This is a genomic window from Chitinophaga caeni (genome assembly GCF_002557795.1).
In the GTDB taxonomy this organism is placed as follows: Bacteria; Bacteroidota; Bacteroidia; order Chitinophagales; family Chitinophagaceae; genus Chitinophaga; species Chitinophaga caeni.
This window is the reverse complement of the sequence record NZ_CP023777.1, coordinates 5,081,374-5,097,599: the sequence shown is the minus strand read 5'-3', so window position 1 is coordinate 5,097,599 and position 16,226 is coordinate 5,081,374. Positions and strand designations below refer to the sequence as shown.

The window sequence follows — 16,226 nt, the reverse complement described above, 5'->3', positions numbered from 1 at the left end:
GATATATGCTCAATTCAAAAATTCCTGCTGGACCGCTAGAAACTCAGTGGAGTAAATATAAAAGCACCGTTAAACTGGTAAACCCTGCCAACAAGCGCAAACTTGAAGTGATTGTTGTAGGTACAGGTCTTGCCGGTGCATCTGCCGCAGCTTCTCTCGCAGAGCTCGGTTATTCTGTAAAAGCATTCTGTTTCCAAGATAGTCCCCGCCGCGCGCACTCTATCGCTGCCCAGGGGGGTATCAATGCTGCTAAGAACTATCAAAATGACGGTGACTCCGTTTTCCGTCTTTTTTACGATACGGTTAAAGGTGGTGACTACCGCGCCCGCGAAAGCAACGTGTACCGTTTGGCTGAAGTGAGTGGTAACATCATCGACCAATGCGTGGCGCAAGGTGTTCCCTTTGCCCGCGAATATGGCGGTTTGCTGAGCAACCGCTCTTTCGGCGGGGTGCAAGTACAACGTACTTTCTACGCTGCCGGTCAAACCGGGCAACAATTATTGCTCGGTGCTTACTCTGCCTTGGAAAGACAAGTTTCCCTCGGTAAAGTAAAAATGTACCGCCGCCACGAGATGCTCGACATCGTGAAAATCGATGGTAAAGCCCGCGGAATCATTGCCCGTGACCTGGTAACCGGTAAACTGGAACGCCATTTCGGTCACGCGGTATTATTATGTACAGGTGGTTACGGAAACGTTTTCTTCCTGTCTACAAACGCTATGGGATCTAATGTTACCGCAGCTTGGAAGGCCCACAAACAGGGCGCCTTCTTCGGTAACCCTTGCTTCACACAGATTCACCCGACTTGTATCCCGGTTTCCGGCGATCACCAGTCTAAATTGACCCTGATGTCCGAATCCTTGAGGAACGATGGTCGTATCTGGGTGCCTAAGAAAAAGGATGATACCCGCAAACCTTCAGAAATTCCTGAAGATGAAAGAGATTATTACCTGGAAAGAAGATACCCCGCTTTCGGTAACCTCGTTCCCCGCGATGTGGCTTCAAGAGCCGCCAAGGAAAGATGTGACGCCGGTTACGGTGTGGGCGCTTCCAAGATGGCCGTATATTTGGATTATGCCGATGCGATCAAACGTTACGGTAAAATCGAAGCCAGCAAACACGGTAAAGATCATGCTTCCGATGCAGAAATCATTGCCATGGGTAAAGCGGTTGTAGCAGAGAAATATGGTAACCTGTTCGATATGTACGCGAAAATTACCGGTGAAAATCCTTACGAAACACCGATGCGTATTTATCCAGCGGTACACTATACCATGGGTGGACTTTGGGTGGATTATGAACTGATGACTACCGTTCCCGGTTTATACGCGCTGGGTGAAGCGAACTTCTCCGATCACGGTGCCAACCGTTTGGGTGCTTCCGCGCTGATGCAAGGTTTAGCAGATGGTTATTTCGTGATTCCTTATACAGTGGGTAACTTCTTGGCAGATGAAATTCATACCAAGGCTATCCCTACAGATCACCCCGCATTCGAAGAAGCTGAAAAGAATGTCCAAGCTAGTCTTGAAAAACTGATGGGCATACAGGGTACTAAATCCGTGGATCATTTCCATAAAGCCCTGGGTAAAATCATGTGGGATAAATGCGGTATGGCCCGTAACGAACAAGGACTGAAAGAAGCGATTGAAGAAATTAAAGCCCTCCGTGAAGAATTCTGGAAAGATGTTCGTATCCCGGGAGATGCCAATGGGATCAATACCGAACTGGAAAAAGCAGGCCGTGTAGCCGATTTCCTCGAACTGGGCGAGTTGATGTGTATCGATGCTTTGCATCGCCGCGAATCTTGCGGAGGTCACTTCCGTGAAGAATCTCAAACAGAAGACGGGGAAGCTAAACGCGACGACGAAAACTTCCAATATGTAGCTGCATGGGAGTATCAAGGGCCAAGTAAATACGATTTACATAAGGAGCCGTTGAACTTCGATGTTGTTCATCCAACTCAACGTAGCTACAAATAAGCGAAACTAATCCGTAACCAGCCGGCAACACTTAACATTTAATTTTTGAATAATGAATTTAACACTCAAAGTTTGGAGACAAAAAAACGCCCAGGATCAGGGTCACTTTGAAACGTTCCAAGTTTCAGATGTTTCTAAGGACATGTCGTTCCTGGAGATGTTTGATGTGTTGAATGAGCGATTGATCAACGAAGGGAAAGAACCGATAGCTTTCGATCACGATTGCCGTGAAGGTATTTGCGGTATGTGTTCCATGTATATAAATGGCCGTGCTCACGGCCCTTGGGATGAAACAACAACCTGCCAACTGCATATGCGTGCCTACAATGATGGCGATACCATTACTGTAGAACCTTGGCGTGCAGGAGCTTTCCCGGTATTAAAAGACTTGATGGTTGATAGGACTTCCTTCGATAGAATTATCGAAGCAGGTGGTTTCGTTTCCGTAAATACTGGAAACGCGCAAGATGCCAATAACATTCCAATCGGTAAAGATAAAGCGGATGTGGCTTTCGCGGCCGCGGCTTGTATCGGTTGCGGTGCCTGCGTGGCAGCTTGTAAGAACTCATCTGCTATGTTGTTCGTTTCTGCTAAAGTATCTCAATTGGCATTGCTGCCTCAAGGTCATCCTGAACGTAAACAACGTGCAATTGATATGGTAGCGCAAATGGATAAAGAAGGCTTCGGTAGCTGTACGAATACCGGCGCTTGTGAAGCGGAATGCCCTAAAGGTATTTCCCTGACTAACATCGCACGTTTGAACCGCGAATTTATCGGCGCAGGTTTCAGCAAAGAATAGCAATTTTCCGTGATAATTATTTTGAAGGCGCCCCATCCAGGGCGCCTTTTGTGATTTATGGATGGGACGGCCTCGCGAGGCCGTCCTGCCAGTCTCGGCCGTCCTGCCAATCGAGACCGTCCTGCCAATCGCGATTTACCATTTATCCACCTGTCAACCCTTCTATCTAGTCCGAATGGTACACTTGTTTGCATAATTGGGTACATCTTCCTAACTTTTAGAACTCTAAATCTTTCTAATATGCCCAATAATTCTCGTAGAAAATTCCTCCAGCAGCTTGGTACCACGGCCGCTGCACTGGGGGCGGGGTCACTTTCAGGCTTAGCTGCTAAGCCCATTCCACAAACCATACTCCCCGGACAAAAACCTGTTAGCTCGAACGATAAAATCAGGATCGCCGGTATCGGCATGGGTATCATGGGCTTCGGTGATATTTCTTGCGCACTCCGGGTTCCCGGTGTGGAACTGGTTGGTGTTGCAGATTTATATACCGGTCACCTTGAACATGCTAAAGAAGTGTACGGTCAGCAGATATATACCACCAGGGATTACCGCGAAATACTCGATAGGAAAGACATTGACGCGGTTGTAATCGCTACCCCGGATCATTGGCACGATACTATTTCCATCGAAGCCATGAAGAAGGGGAAAGCGGTGTATTGTGAAAAACCGATGGTTCAGCAAATTTCCGAAGGACATGAAGTGATAAAGACGCAAAAGGCCACCAATGCTGTTTTCCAAGTAGGCAGTCAAAGGGTAAGCAGCGTGGCATTGGCCGAAGCCAAGAAATTGTATCAATCCGGTGCTATCGGTAAATTGAATTTTGTAGAAGCCAAAATTGATCGCCATTCCGCTTTAGGCGCCTGGGAATACTCTATCCCTACAGATGCTTCACCCAAAACAGTTGATTACGACACCTTCCTCAAGGATACGCCCAAAACACCGTTCGACCCGGTTCGTTTCTTCCGTTGGAGAAACTACCAGGCCTATGGAACCGGCGTGCCGGGAGATTTATTCGTACACCTGATTTCCGGTTTACATTTCATGATCGATTCCGAGGGCCCCAATAGGATTTTCTCTAGCGGAAATTTGGTGCAATGGATCGATGGCCGCGATGTACCGGATGTTATGGTTGCCATATTCGATTATCCTGAAACCGATACGCATCCTGCCTTCCAAATGAATCTGCGCGTGAACTTTGCAGATGGCGGCGGCGGCGGAGAATATACCCGTTTAATCGGAACAGAAGGCGTGATTGAACTCGGCTGGAACGATTTCAAGATGAAACAACATAAACTTCCCGAAGCACCCGGCTACGGTGGATGGGATACTTTCAATACCTTCACCGAAGCGGAGAAAAAGGCATTCATTAAGTCTTATAATGAGAAATACGCGAATGCTGCTAAAGGCAAGTTCGAAGAAAGTAGTTATGCGGCGCCTAAAGGCTATGATGATCGCTACGATCATTTCGTTAACTTTTTTGAAGCAATGCGAAACGGTAAACCGATCGTTGAAGATGCAACCTTTGGCCTGAGAGCCGCCGGACCAGCATTGGCAGTAAATGAAAGTTATTTCAAAAAGAAGGTGATCGATTGGAACCCAACCAAGATGCTTATCTCCTGATCCTTTTAACATATTTTGAAACCAACCTGCTTCCCGCCTATGGGTAGCAGGTTTTTTTATGCTAATAAATCCATGTCATTTTTCAATTAGATTCTTTAAATTTAGCATAGTCCCAAAAAGTTGTTATGAAACAATTAGCTCCAATTTTGGCCATTGTAGTACTTTGCGCCTGTAATAGTTCGACCCAACAAAACAAAGATTATATGAAGATTCCGCCCCCGACTGTAGAAAAGAAACCGAAAGAGCTCGTGGCACATGGAGATGTCCGTATCGACAATTATTACTGGCTCAATGAAAGGGATAACCCGGCAGTACTCCGCTACCTGGAAGCTGAAAACGCTTATGTAGACACGGTGATGTCGCATACCAAACACTTGCAGGAAAAGCTATTTAACGAAATGAAAGGCCGCATCAAGGAAACGGATGAAAGCGTCCCCACCTTCGATAACGGGTACTATTTATATGCCCGTTATGAAAAAGGTAAAGAATACCCAATTCATTGCCGTAAGAAGGGAACCTTGGAAGCGCCGGAAGAGGTGATCCTCGATGTAAATGAACTGGCGGAAGGACACGAGTTCTTCAGCGTAGCGGGATTGAAAGTAAGCCCTGATAACCAGGTGCTGGCTTATGCTGTTGATGATGTTGGCAGAAGGCGTTACAAGATTCATTTTAAAAACTTGGAAACCGGGGAAACCTATCCCGTAGCACTTCCTGAAGCTACCGGTAACTTAGTTTGGGCCAATGACAACAAAACATTGTATTACGTAACAAAGGACACCGCTACGCTCCGTAGCGACCGCGTTAAACAACATATCTTGGGACAAACTGCCGAACAAGATAAGAATGTGTATTTCGAGGATGACAGCACTTATAGCGTTTATTTGTCGAAAACGCGTTCGAAGAAGTTCCTTGTTATCAATTCGGAAAGCACACTTTCATCCGAAGCAAGAATTTTACCTGCCGATAAGCCTGGCCTGAACTTTACAGTGTTTCAGCCTCGCCAAAAAGACATGCTCTATTACCTGGATCATAAAGAAGGCCAATTTTATGTCCAAACGAATTGGGAAGCTAAGAATTTCAGGTTAATGGTTTGCCAGGAAAATCAAACGGCCAAATCTAACTGGAAAGACCTGATTCCACACCGGGATGATGTTTTGCTTGAAGAGTTTTTGTTATTCAAAGATTACCTCGTTTTACAGGAGCGCAAAAGGGGGCTTATCCAGCTGAGAATTATCAACAGCAACAGCCAACAAGAACATTACATTGACTTCGGGGAACCGGCTTACGTTGCCATGATATATGGAAATCCCGAATACGATACGAAGCTGCTCCGCTACAGCTATGCTTCCATGGTGACGCCCAACTCGACTTTCGATTATAACATGGAAACACGCGCTAAAGAATTGAAAAAACAACAAGAAGTCTTAGGCGGTTACGATCCTAAAAATTATACAACGGAACGGTTATATGCCAAAGCAAAGGATGGTACCGAAGTTCCTATCTCTATCGTATATAAGAAAGGGTTCCATAAAGACGGCAACGGGCCGCTCCTGTTGTATGGCTACGGTTCTTATGGTAATTCAACGGAAGCAGGTTTCAACTCAAACCGGATTAGCTTGCTCGATAGGGGATTTGCTTATGCAATTGCCCATATACGCGGTGGACAGGAAATGGGACGCCAATGGTATGAAGATGGGAAAATGTTCAAGAAGAAGAATACTTTCACCGATTTTATAGATTGTGCCGACTATTTAATTGCCAATAAATATACTTCTTCCAACCATTTGTATGCATTGGGAGGAAGCGCCGGTGGCTTATTGATTGGCGCCGTAATCAACATGCGGCCCGAGTTATGGCATGGTGTAATTGCCGCGGTACCTTTTGTAGATGTTGTTACTACGATGTTGGATGCTTCGATTCCATTAACGACGAGCGAATACGATGAATGGGGAAATCCTAATAACAAGGACTCGTACGATTACATGAAATCTTATTCACCGTATGATAATGTAAAGGCACAGAATTATCCTAATATTTTAGTTACCACGGGTCTACATGATTCACAAGTGCAATATTTTGAACCGGCTAAATGGGTCGCCAAACTCCGGGAAATGAAAACAGATCAACATTTACTGCTGTTTAAAATTAACATGGATGCCGGGCATGGTGGCGCATCGGGAAGGTTTAAAGCCTTGAAAGAAGTAGCCTTGCAATACGCTTTCTTCCTCGACCTGGAAGGGATAACAAAATAGTTTTCAACATGAAGTTTATTTGGCCGGGTCTTATAATAAGCGCCCGGCCTTTTTATTGAGGTCATTTTATCAGCTTTCACAGCCGTGTATGAACAATTTGTCTGCTTGGAACATTATTCATTAAAAACATTATGAACGTTTCAAATTTGCAAACTTATATCGACAAGCTGGTGCTGTGGGCAGGGGAATTTACCCCGAGGGTAATCGGGGCTATCTTGACCCTCGTTATCGGGTTTTGGATCATCAAGAAGCTCAACAAGATGCTGCAAAGGATATTGGAGAAGCGGGAAGCCGATGTGTCTTTGCAAACATTCCTCGGGAGCTTGGTCAGCGTTGGACTGAAAGTACTGTTGATCATCTCCGCTGCCGGGATGATAGGTTTTCAAACCACTTCCTTAATTGCCGTTATCGGTGCGGCAGGATTGGCAATCGGTTTAGCCTTGCAAGGGAGTTTGGCAAATTTCGCCGGGGGCGTATTGATATTGATGTTTAAACCTTTTAGAGTCGGGGAAGTGGTTACCGTACAGGGAATCACGGGCGTAGTTACTGAAATTCAAATATTCAACACCATATTAAGCACGGGAGATGGAAAGATCGCCATCTTACCAAATGGTGCCGTCGCAAACGGAAATATTATCAACGCCAGCCGAACCGGCATGCTGATGGCTAATATCACGGTGAAAGTGCCATTCGATGAAGATTTTGAAAAAGTGAAACAGGTGGTGATCGATGAGCTGAAGCAGGACGACAGGATATTGGAAGATCCACCGATCCAGGTATTTATCACTTCTTACGAAGATAACAATATGGTTATTTCCGTCCGGGCAAGAACCAAAACCGGGGATTACTGGCCGGTTTTCTTCGATGCGAATCAAAATATCAGGAAAGCCTTGGTAGCGCATGATATTAAAGGTCCTGTAACGGCGAAAGTGATGCAGGCCTAAAATTATTAATCCCCGGTATTTGCAGTACCGGGGATTACAATTCAGATACGACCGGTATTCTCCATTATGAAGGATAATGATTTGGATGCGTTTTCAAGTATTTATTCAAGCGTATTCCCACCATAATTAACATTATCCCGAAGATGCCCGCGTAAATTCCTAACCAGTACGCTATCACGATGGCCCCGGCAATAGGTTGCGCTAAGAAGAGTATTCCCAACACGATAGATAATACCCCTGCCAATATCAACATCCATTCGTTTTCCATCTCTTTACGCCATTTAATTGCCACGATGATCTCGAGCACCCCGGTAAATATGGCCCAAAATGCTAACATGTAAATGAGGAAAATAACGGTCGGTCCAGGCCAGAAGAAAACAACCAAGCCGGCGGCAATACCCAGGAGGCCTTCCAGGATGAGGACCCAGTACTGGGAATCGCTCTTCCTGATCTTTATCCCGTTATAACAAGCAAAAACGCCGTCCACCAAAAGAAAGGCGCCCAGGAAGATGGTTAACACCTGTATGGTGATGCCCGGCCAGAAAAAGGCTATTAAGCCGAATAATATGGCAAATACACCCCTTAGGATGAATAACCACCAGTTTTGTGCAATTTGATGGAACATATGGATTTTTTTAGCGTGAAAGATCTATAATGGCCTAACAAGCATACAGGAAAATTGTTTAATATGTTAAGCATATAACAATTCTCGAATATCCTAGGCATGCCACTATTTTTTTGTAACTTTGCGGCTTCAAAATTTTTATTCCAAGCATGATTAGTGTTAAAAATGTATCGCTTTCTTTTGGAAAGCGGGTTTTATTCGACGAAGTAAACCTGAATTTCACCAAGGGTAACTGTTATGGTGTTATCGGGGCCAATGGCGCCGGTAAATCTACCTTCCTCAAGATCCTTTCCGGTGAGATCGATCCCAACAAGGGAACGGTTGAAATTACCCCCGGCGAGCGCATGAGCGTATTGAAACAGAACCACTTCGAATTTGACGAAGTGACTGTTTTGCAAACCGTGATGATGGGTAACAAGAAATTAGCTGCCATTGCCGCTGAAAGGGATGCTATCTATGCCAAGGAAGATTTTACCGAGGAAGATGGCATGAGGGCAGGCGATCTTGAAGCCGAGTTCGGTGAAATGGGTGGTTATACTGCCGAAAGTGATGCTGCTTCCTTGCTGGGAGACCTCGGTGTCAAGGAAGAAATGCACAATACACTCCTCAAAGATATAAGCGGTAGCCTGAAAGTAAGGGTGCTCCTGGCACAGGCATTGTTCGGCAACCCCGATATATTGTTGCTGGATGAGCCTACCAACGACCTGGACGTGGAAACGATCGGTTGGTTGGAGAACTTCCTGGCTGATTATCAAAATATCGTGATCGTTGTATCTCACGACCGTCACTTCCTGGATGCGGTTTGCACCCACGTGGCGGATGTAGATCGCGCTAAGATCCAGATTTTCACGGGTAACTATTCTTTCTGGTACGAATCATCGCAATTGATGGCGCGCCAGATGAATGATAAGAACAAGAAAATAGAAGAGAAACGTAAGGATTTGATGGACTTCATCGCGCGGTTCAGCGCCAACGCTTCTAAAAGTAAGCAGGCCACTTCCCGTAAGAAAGCCCTGGAAAAATTGGTTGTTGAGGATATTCAGCCATCCAATAGGAAATATCCAGGTATCATCTTCAAACAATTGCGCGAAGTAGGTAACCAAATATTAAACGTAGAAAAATTAGAGAAATCCATCGACGGGCGTGCATTGTTCTCCGATGTTAGTTTCTCTGTTAATAAAGGTGATAAAATCGCGTTCCTTTCCAAGGACCACCTCGCATTAACCACTTTCTTTCAAGTTATCAATGGGGAAGAGGACGCAGATGGCGGTAAATTGGAATGGGGTACAACCGTAACCAAGGCATACCTACCAAATGAAAACGCGGCGTATTTCCAGGAAGATCTTAACTTGTTGGATTGGTTGCGCCAGTACGTACCTTCACATGTTACCGATGTTGATGAACCATTCTTACGCGGCTTCCTTGGTAAAATGCTGTTCAGCGGCGATGAAATCATGAAGAAAACGAAAGTATTGAGCGGCGGAGAGAAAGTACGCTGCATGATTTCCCGCATGATGTTGCAAGATCCTAACGTCGTGATTTTAGATGAGCCGACGAATCACCTTGATTTGGAATCCATCCAGTCATTCAACGAAAGCATGAAAGATTTTAAAGGTATCGTGTTATTTACCACGCATGACCATACATTCATGCAATCAGTTGCTAACAGGATTATCGAGATTACGCCTAAAGGTATTATCGATCGCTTGATGACCTTCGATGAATACTTGGCAGATGACCGCGTGAAAGCGCTCCGGGAAGAAATGTACGGGGAACAAGTAGTGGCGGGTTAATTTACTTAGAATATCAAATCTGCATAAAGAAAGAGAAAGGATAAGGGTATTTTGCTTGGAAAATATCCCTTATCCTTTCTTAATTGTTGGACATAGGTGGGTGATCTGTGTACTTTTTACAAGTAAGTGGCTATCAGTTTCATTTTTTGCTTGTCGAGGGGTTTGGTAATATATTCCCTCAACTCCGGGATCTCCTTCACTTTTTCAAGGTCAGATATGTTCGTACTCGACGAACACATAATGATTGGTACTTCCCGCCCCGTTTTAGTTTTTAATACCTTGTAAGCCTCGATAAACTCCCAGCCATTCATCCTTTGCATATTCATGTCCAGGATGATTAAAGTAGGCAAATTACTTGCAACCGGGTCTTCCTCTAATGCTGCAATCGCTTCTTCCGCACATAAAAATGATGATATTGTCACATCCCAACCTTGCAACCCAAACATCTTTTTAATGATGAAATGAAAAATTTCGTCGTCATCTATTACATAGACCTTCTTCTGCTTGTGTGCCATGATATAATTTAGTTATCAAATGTTCTTTAGCTCAAGAATCATGTTGGGGACTTTCAATAGATCTGGCAGTTTTGCTTTGTTCAACAAGCAATGGTTTAAATTTTTTTCAAAAAATGGCATTTTTTAGATCGCATTTCTGTATTTATTGCAAAGAAAGTTAATTTTAAATTAAAATATATATGTTTTATATCCGATAACTAATATTTAACAATTTTTCGTTATATTATTGCTGCCTGCTGACAAAGCCAGCAAAATTAGACTTATTCCGGGCATTTAATTTATAGGTGATCCTAACATTCTGTAGTCATAACGATTTTTTATCCAAACCAGCGGGAATCATTTGCACGAAAAAACGCGGCCCCTTTTGAGAACCGCGTTTAGATTTATATAGTATGATTTCCGTTCAGCTTAAAATAAACCGCCTTTTCTCAAGGTTACTTTACCTTGACCGATTTTAAAACCGTCATGGTAAATTTCAACGTTATAGTCGCCCACCTTGAAATCAGAATTTTGTTTCCAATCCATTTTCACGGCAGCTTTTTCTCCTTGGGTATAAGCTATGGTTTGTTTAACGGTGTATAATTTTTCAGTACCGTCTTCCAGCGTGAATTTACCGCTGCCCAGGGCTTCTACTGCTAACGGTGTTCCATCCGGAGCCGTGATAGCAACATAGATTTCCTTATCGCCGGTTGGCGCGATCCTGTTTTCATCTAAATCAAAGGTCACGCGCATCATATCCGCTTTCTTAGCTTTGGAGGTTTCAATCTCCTTGCTACCTTTCAAACGCAAAGGTGTCAACTTGATGTTAGAAGCATGTAGAACGGAACCGAGATCGATTTTCTTATCAAGGTCTTCTTTCAAAGTCTGAACAGAATCTCTTTCTTTCCTGGCAACATCACGTTCGCCGGTTAATACGATCTTTTCACCTTCCAATCTTTCGATAGTAGCAGTGTAAGATTCGATGTTGGACTTATATTGTTCGATGAGCCTGCGGGCTTCCGCTAGTTCAGCCTGCGTAGCATTCTTGTTTCCAAGGATACTGCTGATCCTGGCTTTCATGTCCTGAATCTCCTTATCCTTGGTTTTAACAAGGCTATCCATACGGGTATTTTGGGAGATCAATTCATCGATTCGTGCGTTGGTTGCTTGGAATTGGCTATACAACTCGTCACGGGCAGTAGTGATGGTATCGATAGTTAATTCTTGTTGATTTAATTGTTGGGATGTTTGGCTCCTGCTGTAGAACATGTATCCCCAGGTACCCAGTAATGCGGCGATTAATACACCGTAGATGATACCATTCTTGTTGTTACTCGGTTTTTCTTGTCCTGACGAAGATGGACCGGTAGGGCCGGCATTAAATGTGTTTTCCGCCATAATATTTGTTGTTTTTTAATTGTTGTATGGGTAAAATTTTATTTGAACTACGTTGTTTTAGAATTAGTTATATTTAGATCAACATAAAATCATTCATCGTGTTAAACCATGTCGCACTTGACCAACTTTTAATCTTGGATATAGAAACTGTTCCGCTGGTATCTTCATTTAGTGATCTATCAACCGAGATGCAATATCTCTGGGAAGAGAAATTTACAAAAACTGCGCCAGAAACTGGGGACGCTGCCGCAGGGTACATGGAAAGGGCAGGGATCTACGCCGAGTTCGGTAAGATCGTGTGTATTTCTGCCGGTTTTTTCCACGCTGATGGCGGGAAGTACAACTTTCGTATGAAATCATTTTCCGGGGATGATGAGCCTCAACTCCTGGAAGAATTCCTGGATTTAGTACAGCGTTTTTCTCTCAAATTTCCCCGCTTCCAGTTTGCCGGGCATAACATCAAGGAATTTGATATACCCTATATTTGCCGTAGGTCGGTAATCAGTAGTCTAATATTGCCCGCCGCGCTGCAAATTCACGGTATGAAACCCTGGGAACTGCCGATGCTTGATACGATGCAGCTCTGGAGGTTCGGGGATTTTAAGAATTATACTTCGTTGAAATTATTATCTGCTATCATGGGCATTCCCTCTCCGAAAGATGATATCGACGGAAGCATGGTCGGCAAAGTATACTGGGAGGAAAAGGATATCCATAGGATCACCGAGTACTGCCAGAAGGATGTGGTCGCCGTTGCGCAGCTGCTACTGAAATTTAAGAATTTACCACTACTGGAAACGGAAGATATAATTATGATTGGCAATAGTCAAGGAAACTAATAGTTTTGCATTCATGGATTACCAAGCGATCATCAAAGATTGGAAACAAAAGAAATTTCGCCCGCTTTATTGGTTGGAAGGAGATGAAGACTTTTTCATTGACCAGGTGGTAGATTATGCCGAGCACCATTTATTAGCGGAAGAGGAAAAGGGCTTTAACCTGACCGTATTATATGGTAAGGATGCCGAGTGGAGTTCCGTTATCAATGCCTGTAGGCGTTACCCGATGTTTGCCGATTACCAGGTAGTGGTCCTAAAAGAAGCGCAATCCATGCGGGACCTGCTCAAGTTGGAAGCTTATATCGAGCAGCCGTTGAGTTCCACGATCTTTGTAGTGGCTTACAAGCAAGGTAAGATCGACGGGCGTAGCAAAATGGCGAAATTGATCAAGGAAAAAGGCGTTGTATTAGCATCGAAGAAATTATATGATAACCAGGTGCCTGCTTGGATTGAAGCCTATGTAAGTACTTTAGGTAGAGCCATCTCCCAGAAAGCCAGCATCTTATTATCCGATCATATCGGCAACGACCTTTCCCGCATTGCCAATGAGCTGGATAAGCTGCTTGTTAATTTGCCAGCGGATAAAAAGATCGATGAAAATGACATTGAGAAATACGTGGGCATCAGTAAGGAATACAATGTATTCGAACTACAGAATGCCGTGGGCAGTAAGGATATGGCTAAAGTGATGCGCATCATTCAATATTTTGCAGCTAACCCCAAGGCGGGACCGATCCAAATGACGATCCCCGCACTATATAATTATTTCGCTAAAGTGAATATGGTTTTCGGTGTTAAAGGCGGCGAGAAAGAAATCGCCGGTACAATCGGGGTTCACCCATTCTTCGTTAAAGATTACCTGAAAGCCGCCAATCAATATGGCCCCCGGGGGGCTGAAAAAGCCATCTTGTTACTCCATGAGTACAATTTGAGAAGCATCGGTATTAACGATAGCGGTGTTGAAGATGGGGAGCTGATGAAGGAATTGATGTTCCGGATCCTGCACGACTAGGACTGCCTATAAGGATCTGCGAAATACAGTTTCGCATTTTCTACATCAAGTTTTATTTGTTCAACGAGCGAGTCAACGGAATTAAACTTTTGATCTTCCCTCAGGAATGCATGGAAGTTTGCCCTGATGGATTCCCCGTAAATTTCCCTGTCAAAATCAAAAATATATACTTCTATCCTTAGCTCCAGCTTGTCGAAAGTAGGCCTGGTACCGATGTTTAAGGCGCCTTGAAATACTTGACCTCCGAGCAGCACATCCACGGCGTAGACGCCTTTTGCCGGGACGAGTTTACGGTTATCATTCAACGAAATATTTGCCGTGGGAAAACCGATCGTACGCCCCAATTTATCACCATGTACCACCGTTCCCTGCAAAAAATACGGGTAACCGAGTAATTCATTTGCCAAATGCACATCCCCGGCAATGAGGCTGTTCCGTATCTTGGTAGAGCTAACAGCAAGATCATCAACAACCTGCTGCGGGATTTCCACCAATTGGAAACCGTAACGGCTTTGTTCTGCTTCCAATAATGGCAAGCCACCTTCGCGGTTATGCCCGAAACGGTGATCGTAACCGATAATAATAGTATGGGGGTTGAATACCTGCACCAGGAAATTCTCCAGGTATTCCTTGGCCGATAATTCGGAAAAAGCCTTAGTAAATGGAACGATGACAAGGTGGTCGATGCCATGCTGTGATAGCAATTCGATCTTCTCATCGAGGGTAGTCAACAACCGTGTGGCAGATTTTTGCGGGAAGAGAATTTCCCTGGGGTGGGGATCAAAAGTTACTACTACAGATTCGCCCTTGCAATCTTCGGCCACTTTCCTGAGTTGTTGTAAAATATGAACATGACCGTAATGTACCCCATCGAAAGTCCCGATGGTAATCACTGCATTCTTGAATCTTGGTAGTTGTTGTAAATCCCTATAAACCTGCATCTTTATTGATCTAATCCGGTAAAAGCCCCGCAAATCTAAACGTTTTAAGCATATTCCTCAATACTATCACCGGGTATTGCTCAGAATCTTTTATTTTTGCAAGCTGAATCAGGAACGAATTTACTTAAATAATATTCAACAAGTGGATCAAAACCTCTACGCGAAACGCGGTGTGTCTGCCGGGAAAGAAGATGTGCATAATGCCATCAAGAATATTGACAAGGGAATTTTCCCGAAGGCCTTCTGCAAAATTATCCCCGATATCTTGGGCGGCGATGCAGAATGGTGCAATATTATGCATGCAGATGGCGCCGGAACTAAATCATCATTAGCTTATACTTATTGGAAAGAAACGGGGGACATCAGCGTTTGGAAAGGGATCGCGCAAGATGCGATCATCATGAATATCGATGATTTACTTTGTGTGGGTGCCGTAGATAATATCCTGCTGTCTTCCACGATCGGGAGAAATAAACAATTAATCCCAGGCGAGGTAATCGCCGCCATCATTAACGGTACCGAAGAAGTGTTGTCGGAATTAAGAGCGCATGGCATCGGTATCCATTCTACGGGCGGTGAAACCGCTGATGTGGGAGATTTGGTAAGAACCATCATCGTGGATTCTACCGTTACCTGCCGCATGAAGCGTTCCGATGTAATTTCGAATGACCGTATCCAACCGGGCGACGTGATCGTGGGCCTTGCTTCCTATGGCAAAGCCAACTACGAAGCAGGGTACAACGGGGGGATGGGGAGCAACGGTTTGACCTCCGCACGGCATGATGTATTCAGCAAGAATATAGCAGCGAAGTACCCGGAGAGTTTTGACCCTAATTTGCCATCGGAAGTAGTATTTACCGGGAAAAAGTCGCTCACCGACAAGATCGAAGTACCGGGATTTGGCGCGGTTGATGCCGGGAAACTGGTATTATCGCCCACGCGTACCTACGCCCCGGTCATTAAGAAAGTATTGGAGCAATACCGTGCACAAATTCACGGGATGGTGCATTGCAGCGGCGGCGCACAAACTAAGGTATTGCATTTTATAGATTCCCTGCATGTAATTAAAGACAACTTATTCCCGGTTCCGCCATTATTCAAATTGATTCATGAGCAATCGGGAACAGATTGGAAAGAGATGTACCAGGTATTTAATATGGGGCACCGCATGGAGTTGTATGTACCGGCAGAAATTGCCGAATCCATTATTGCAATCTCGCAAAATTTCGGAATTGACGCGCAAATAGTGGGAAGGGTAGAAGCCGCTACACAAAAGCAGGTGACGGTGAAAAGTGAATTCGGGGAGTTTATCTACCAATAATTAATATAAGGATCTTTATAAAAATAAATGCCGGGTATTAGAAAATGCCCGGCTTATTATTTTTTGGTAGTTAGAAAAAGGGGGTAAAACAATGTTAACGTAGTATTATATAAACTTTATAAAAAGCAAATGATCAAGCATCTTGATAGTAATTACCATCAAAATACTTGATCACCTGTATTTTTAGACAATATCATCCCTAAGTG

13 protein-coding genes are annotated in these 16,226 nt (G+C 44.2%); 9 read left to right on the top strand and 4 right to left on the bottom strand.

What is annotated here, in order from left to right:
• Nucleotides 1-5: 5 nt before the first annotated feature.
• From COR50_RS21390 to COR50_RS21370, 5 genes are all read left to right on the top strand, one after another.
• Nucleotides 6-1,979, top strand: coding sequence for a fumarate reductase/succinate dehydrogenase flavoprotein subunit (locus tag COR50_RS21390; protein WP_098195892.1), 1,974 nt, complete (start codon nucleotides 6-8; stop codon nucleotides 1,977-1,979).
• A gap of 52 nt (nucleotides 1,980-2,031) precedes the next feature.
• Nucleotides 2,032-2,778: a succinate dehydrogenase/fumarate reductase iron-sulfur subunit gene (locus tag COR50_RS21385; RefSeq protein ID WP_098195891.1), complete on the top strand. Its 747-nt coding sequence runs from the start codon at nucleotides 2,032-2,034 to the stop codon at nucleotides 2,776-2,778.
• A gap of 240 nt (nucleotides 2,779-3,018) precedes the next feature.
• Nucleotides 3,019-4,401: a Gfo/Idh/MocA family protein gene (locus tag COR50_RS21380; RefSeq protein WP_098195890.1), complete on the top strand. Its 1,383-nt coding sequence runs from the start codon at nucleotides 3,019-3,021 to the stop codon at nucleotides 4,399-4,401.
• 203 nt (nucleotides 4,402-4,604) lie between these two features.
• Nucleotides 4,605-6,653, top strand: a complete 2,049-nt coding sequence (locus COR50_RS21375) for a S9 family peptidase (RefSeq protein ID WP_198405731.1) — start codon at nucleotides 4,605-4,607, stop codon at nucleotides 6,651-6,653.
• Between the two features lie 131 nt (nucleotides 6,654-6,784).
• A complete protein-coding gene (locus COR50_RS21370; RefSeq protein WP_098195888.1) occupies nucleotides 6,785-7,597 on the top strand; it encodes a mechanosensitive ion channel family protein in 813 nt (270 codons plus the stop codon).
• 64 nt (nucleotides 7,598-7,661) lie between these two features.
• Here the strand turns inward: COR50_RS21370 and COR50_RS21365 are convergent, their stop codons facing one another.
• Entirely contained in the window at nucleotides 7,662-8,222 is a 561-nt protein-coding gene (locus COR50_RS21365; protein WP_098195887.1) for an HdeD family acid-resistance protein, read from the bottom strand.
• Nucleotides 8,223-8,371: 149 nt separating this feature from the next.
• On the opposite strand from COR50_RS21365, the gene COR50_RS21360 reads away from it, so the two are divergent.
• Complete coding sequence (locus COR50_RS21360; RefSeq protein ID WP_098195886.1) at nucleotides 8,372-10,015, top strand: ABC-F family ATP-binding cassette domain-containing protein; 1,644 nt, start codon at nucleotides 8,372-8,374, stop codon at nucleotides 10,013-10,015.
• 116 nt (nucleotides 10,016-10,131) lie between these two features.
• Here COR50_RS21360 and COR50_RS21355 read toward each other — a convergent pair whose 3' ends face one another.
• Both COR50_RS21355 and COR50_RS21350 read right to left on the bottom strand, forming a co-directional pair.
• Entirely contained in the window at nucleotides 10,132-10,530 is a 399-nt protein-coding gene (locus COR50_RS21355) for a response regulator (RefSeq protein WP_098195885.1), read from the bottom strand.
• Nucleotides 10,531-10,938: 408 nt separating this feature from the next.
• Complete coding sequence (locus tag COR50_RS21350; protein WP_098195884.1) at nucleotides 10,939-11,907, bottom strand: hypothetical protein; 969 nt, start codon at nucleotides 11,905-11,907, stop codon at nucleotides 10,939-10,941.
• Between the two features lie 98 nt (nucleotides 11,908-12,005).
• Here COR50_RS21350 and COR50_RS21345 point away from each other — a divergent pair, with 98 nt between their 5' ends.
• The gene (locus tag COR50_RS21345) at nucleotides 12,006-12,746 is read left to right on the top strand and encodes a ribonuclease H-like domain-containing protein (RefSeq protein ID WP_098195883.1); all 741 of its coding nucleotides are present in this window, start codon (nucleotides 12,006-12,008) and stop codon (nucleotides 12,744-12,746) included.
• Nucleotides 12,724-13,758 carry a DNA polymerase III subunit delta gene (holA, locus tag COR50_RS21340; RefSeq protein ID WP_232516222.1) on the top strand — a complete coding sequence of 345 codons (1,035 nt, stop codon included), beginning with the start codon at nucleotides 12,724-12,726 and terminating at the stop codon, nucleotides 13,756-13,758. Before COR50_RS21345 ends, holA begins: the two co-directional genes overlap by 23 nt.
• On the opposite strand, the gene COR50_RS21335 is transcribed toward holA, so the two are convergent.
• Nucleotides 13,755-14,699, bottom strand: a complete 945-nt coding sequence (locus COR50_RS21335; protein ID WP_098195881.1) for a bifunctional riboflavin kinase/FAD synthetase — start codon at nucleotides 14,697-14,699, stop codon at nucleotides 13,755-13,757. The two genes, holA and COR50_RS21335, sit on opposite strands and share 4 nt — an antisense overlap.
• 142 nt (nucleotides 14,700-14,841) lie before the next feature.
• Here COR50_RS21335 and COR50_RS21330 point away from each other — a divergent pair, with 142 nt between their 5' ends.
• Complete coding sequence (locus tag COR50_RS21330) at nucleotides 14,842-16,020, top strand: AIR synthase related protein (protein ID WP_098196354.1); 1,179 nt, start codon at nucleotides 14,842-14,844, stop codon at nucleotides 16,018-16,020.
• The last annotated feature ends 206 nt before the right edge of the window (nucleotides 16,021-16,226 follow it).

Coding starts and splice junctions, on each gene's coding strand:
- COR50_RS21390 (WP_098195892.1), top strand. CDS start 6: ATGCTCAATTCAAAAATTCCTGCTGGACCGCTAGAAACTCAGTGGAGT.
- COR50_RS21385 (WP_098195891.1), top strand. CDS start 2,032: ATGAATTTAACACTCAAAGTTTGGAGACAAAAAAACGCCCAGGATCAG.
- COR50_RS21380 (WP_098195890.1), top strand. CDS start 3,019: ATGCCCAATAATTCTCGTAGAAAATTCCTCCAGCAGCTTGGTACCACG.
- COR50_RS21375 (WP_198405731.1), top strand. CDS start 4,605: ATGAAGATTCCGCCCCCGACTGTAGAAAAGAAACCGAAAGAGCTCGTG.
- COR50_RS21370 (WP_098195888.1), top strand. CDS start 6,785: ATGAACGTTTCAAATTTGCAAACTTATATCGACAAGCTGGTGCTGTGG.
- COR50_RS21365 (WP_098195887.1), bottom strand. CDS start 8,222: ATGTTCCATCAAATTGCACAAAACTGGTGGTTATTCATCCTAAGGGGT.
- COR50_RS21360 (WP_098195886.1), top strand. CDS start 8,372: ATGATTAGTGTTAAAAATGTATCGCTTTCTTTTGGAAAGCGGGTTTTA.
- COR50_RS21355 (WP_098195885.1), bottom strand. CDS start 10,530: ATGGCACACAAGCAGAAGAAGGTCTATGTAATAGATGACGACGAAATT.
- COR50_RS21350 (WP_098195884.1), bottom strand. CDS start 11,907: ATGGCGGAAAACACATTTAATGCCGGCCCTACCGGTCCATCTTCGTCA.
- COR50_RS21335 (WP_098195881.1), bottom strand. CDS start 14,699: ATGCAGGTTTATAGGGATTTACAACAACTACCAAGATTCAAGAATGCA.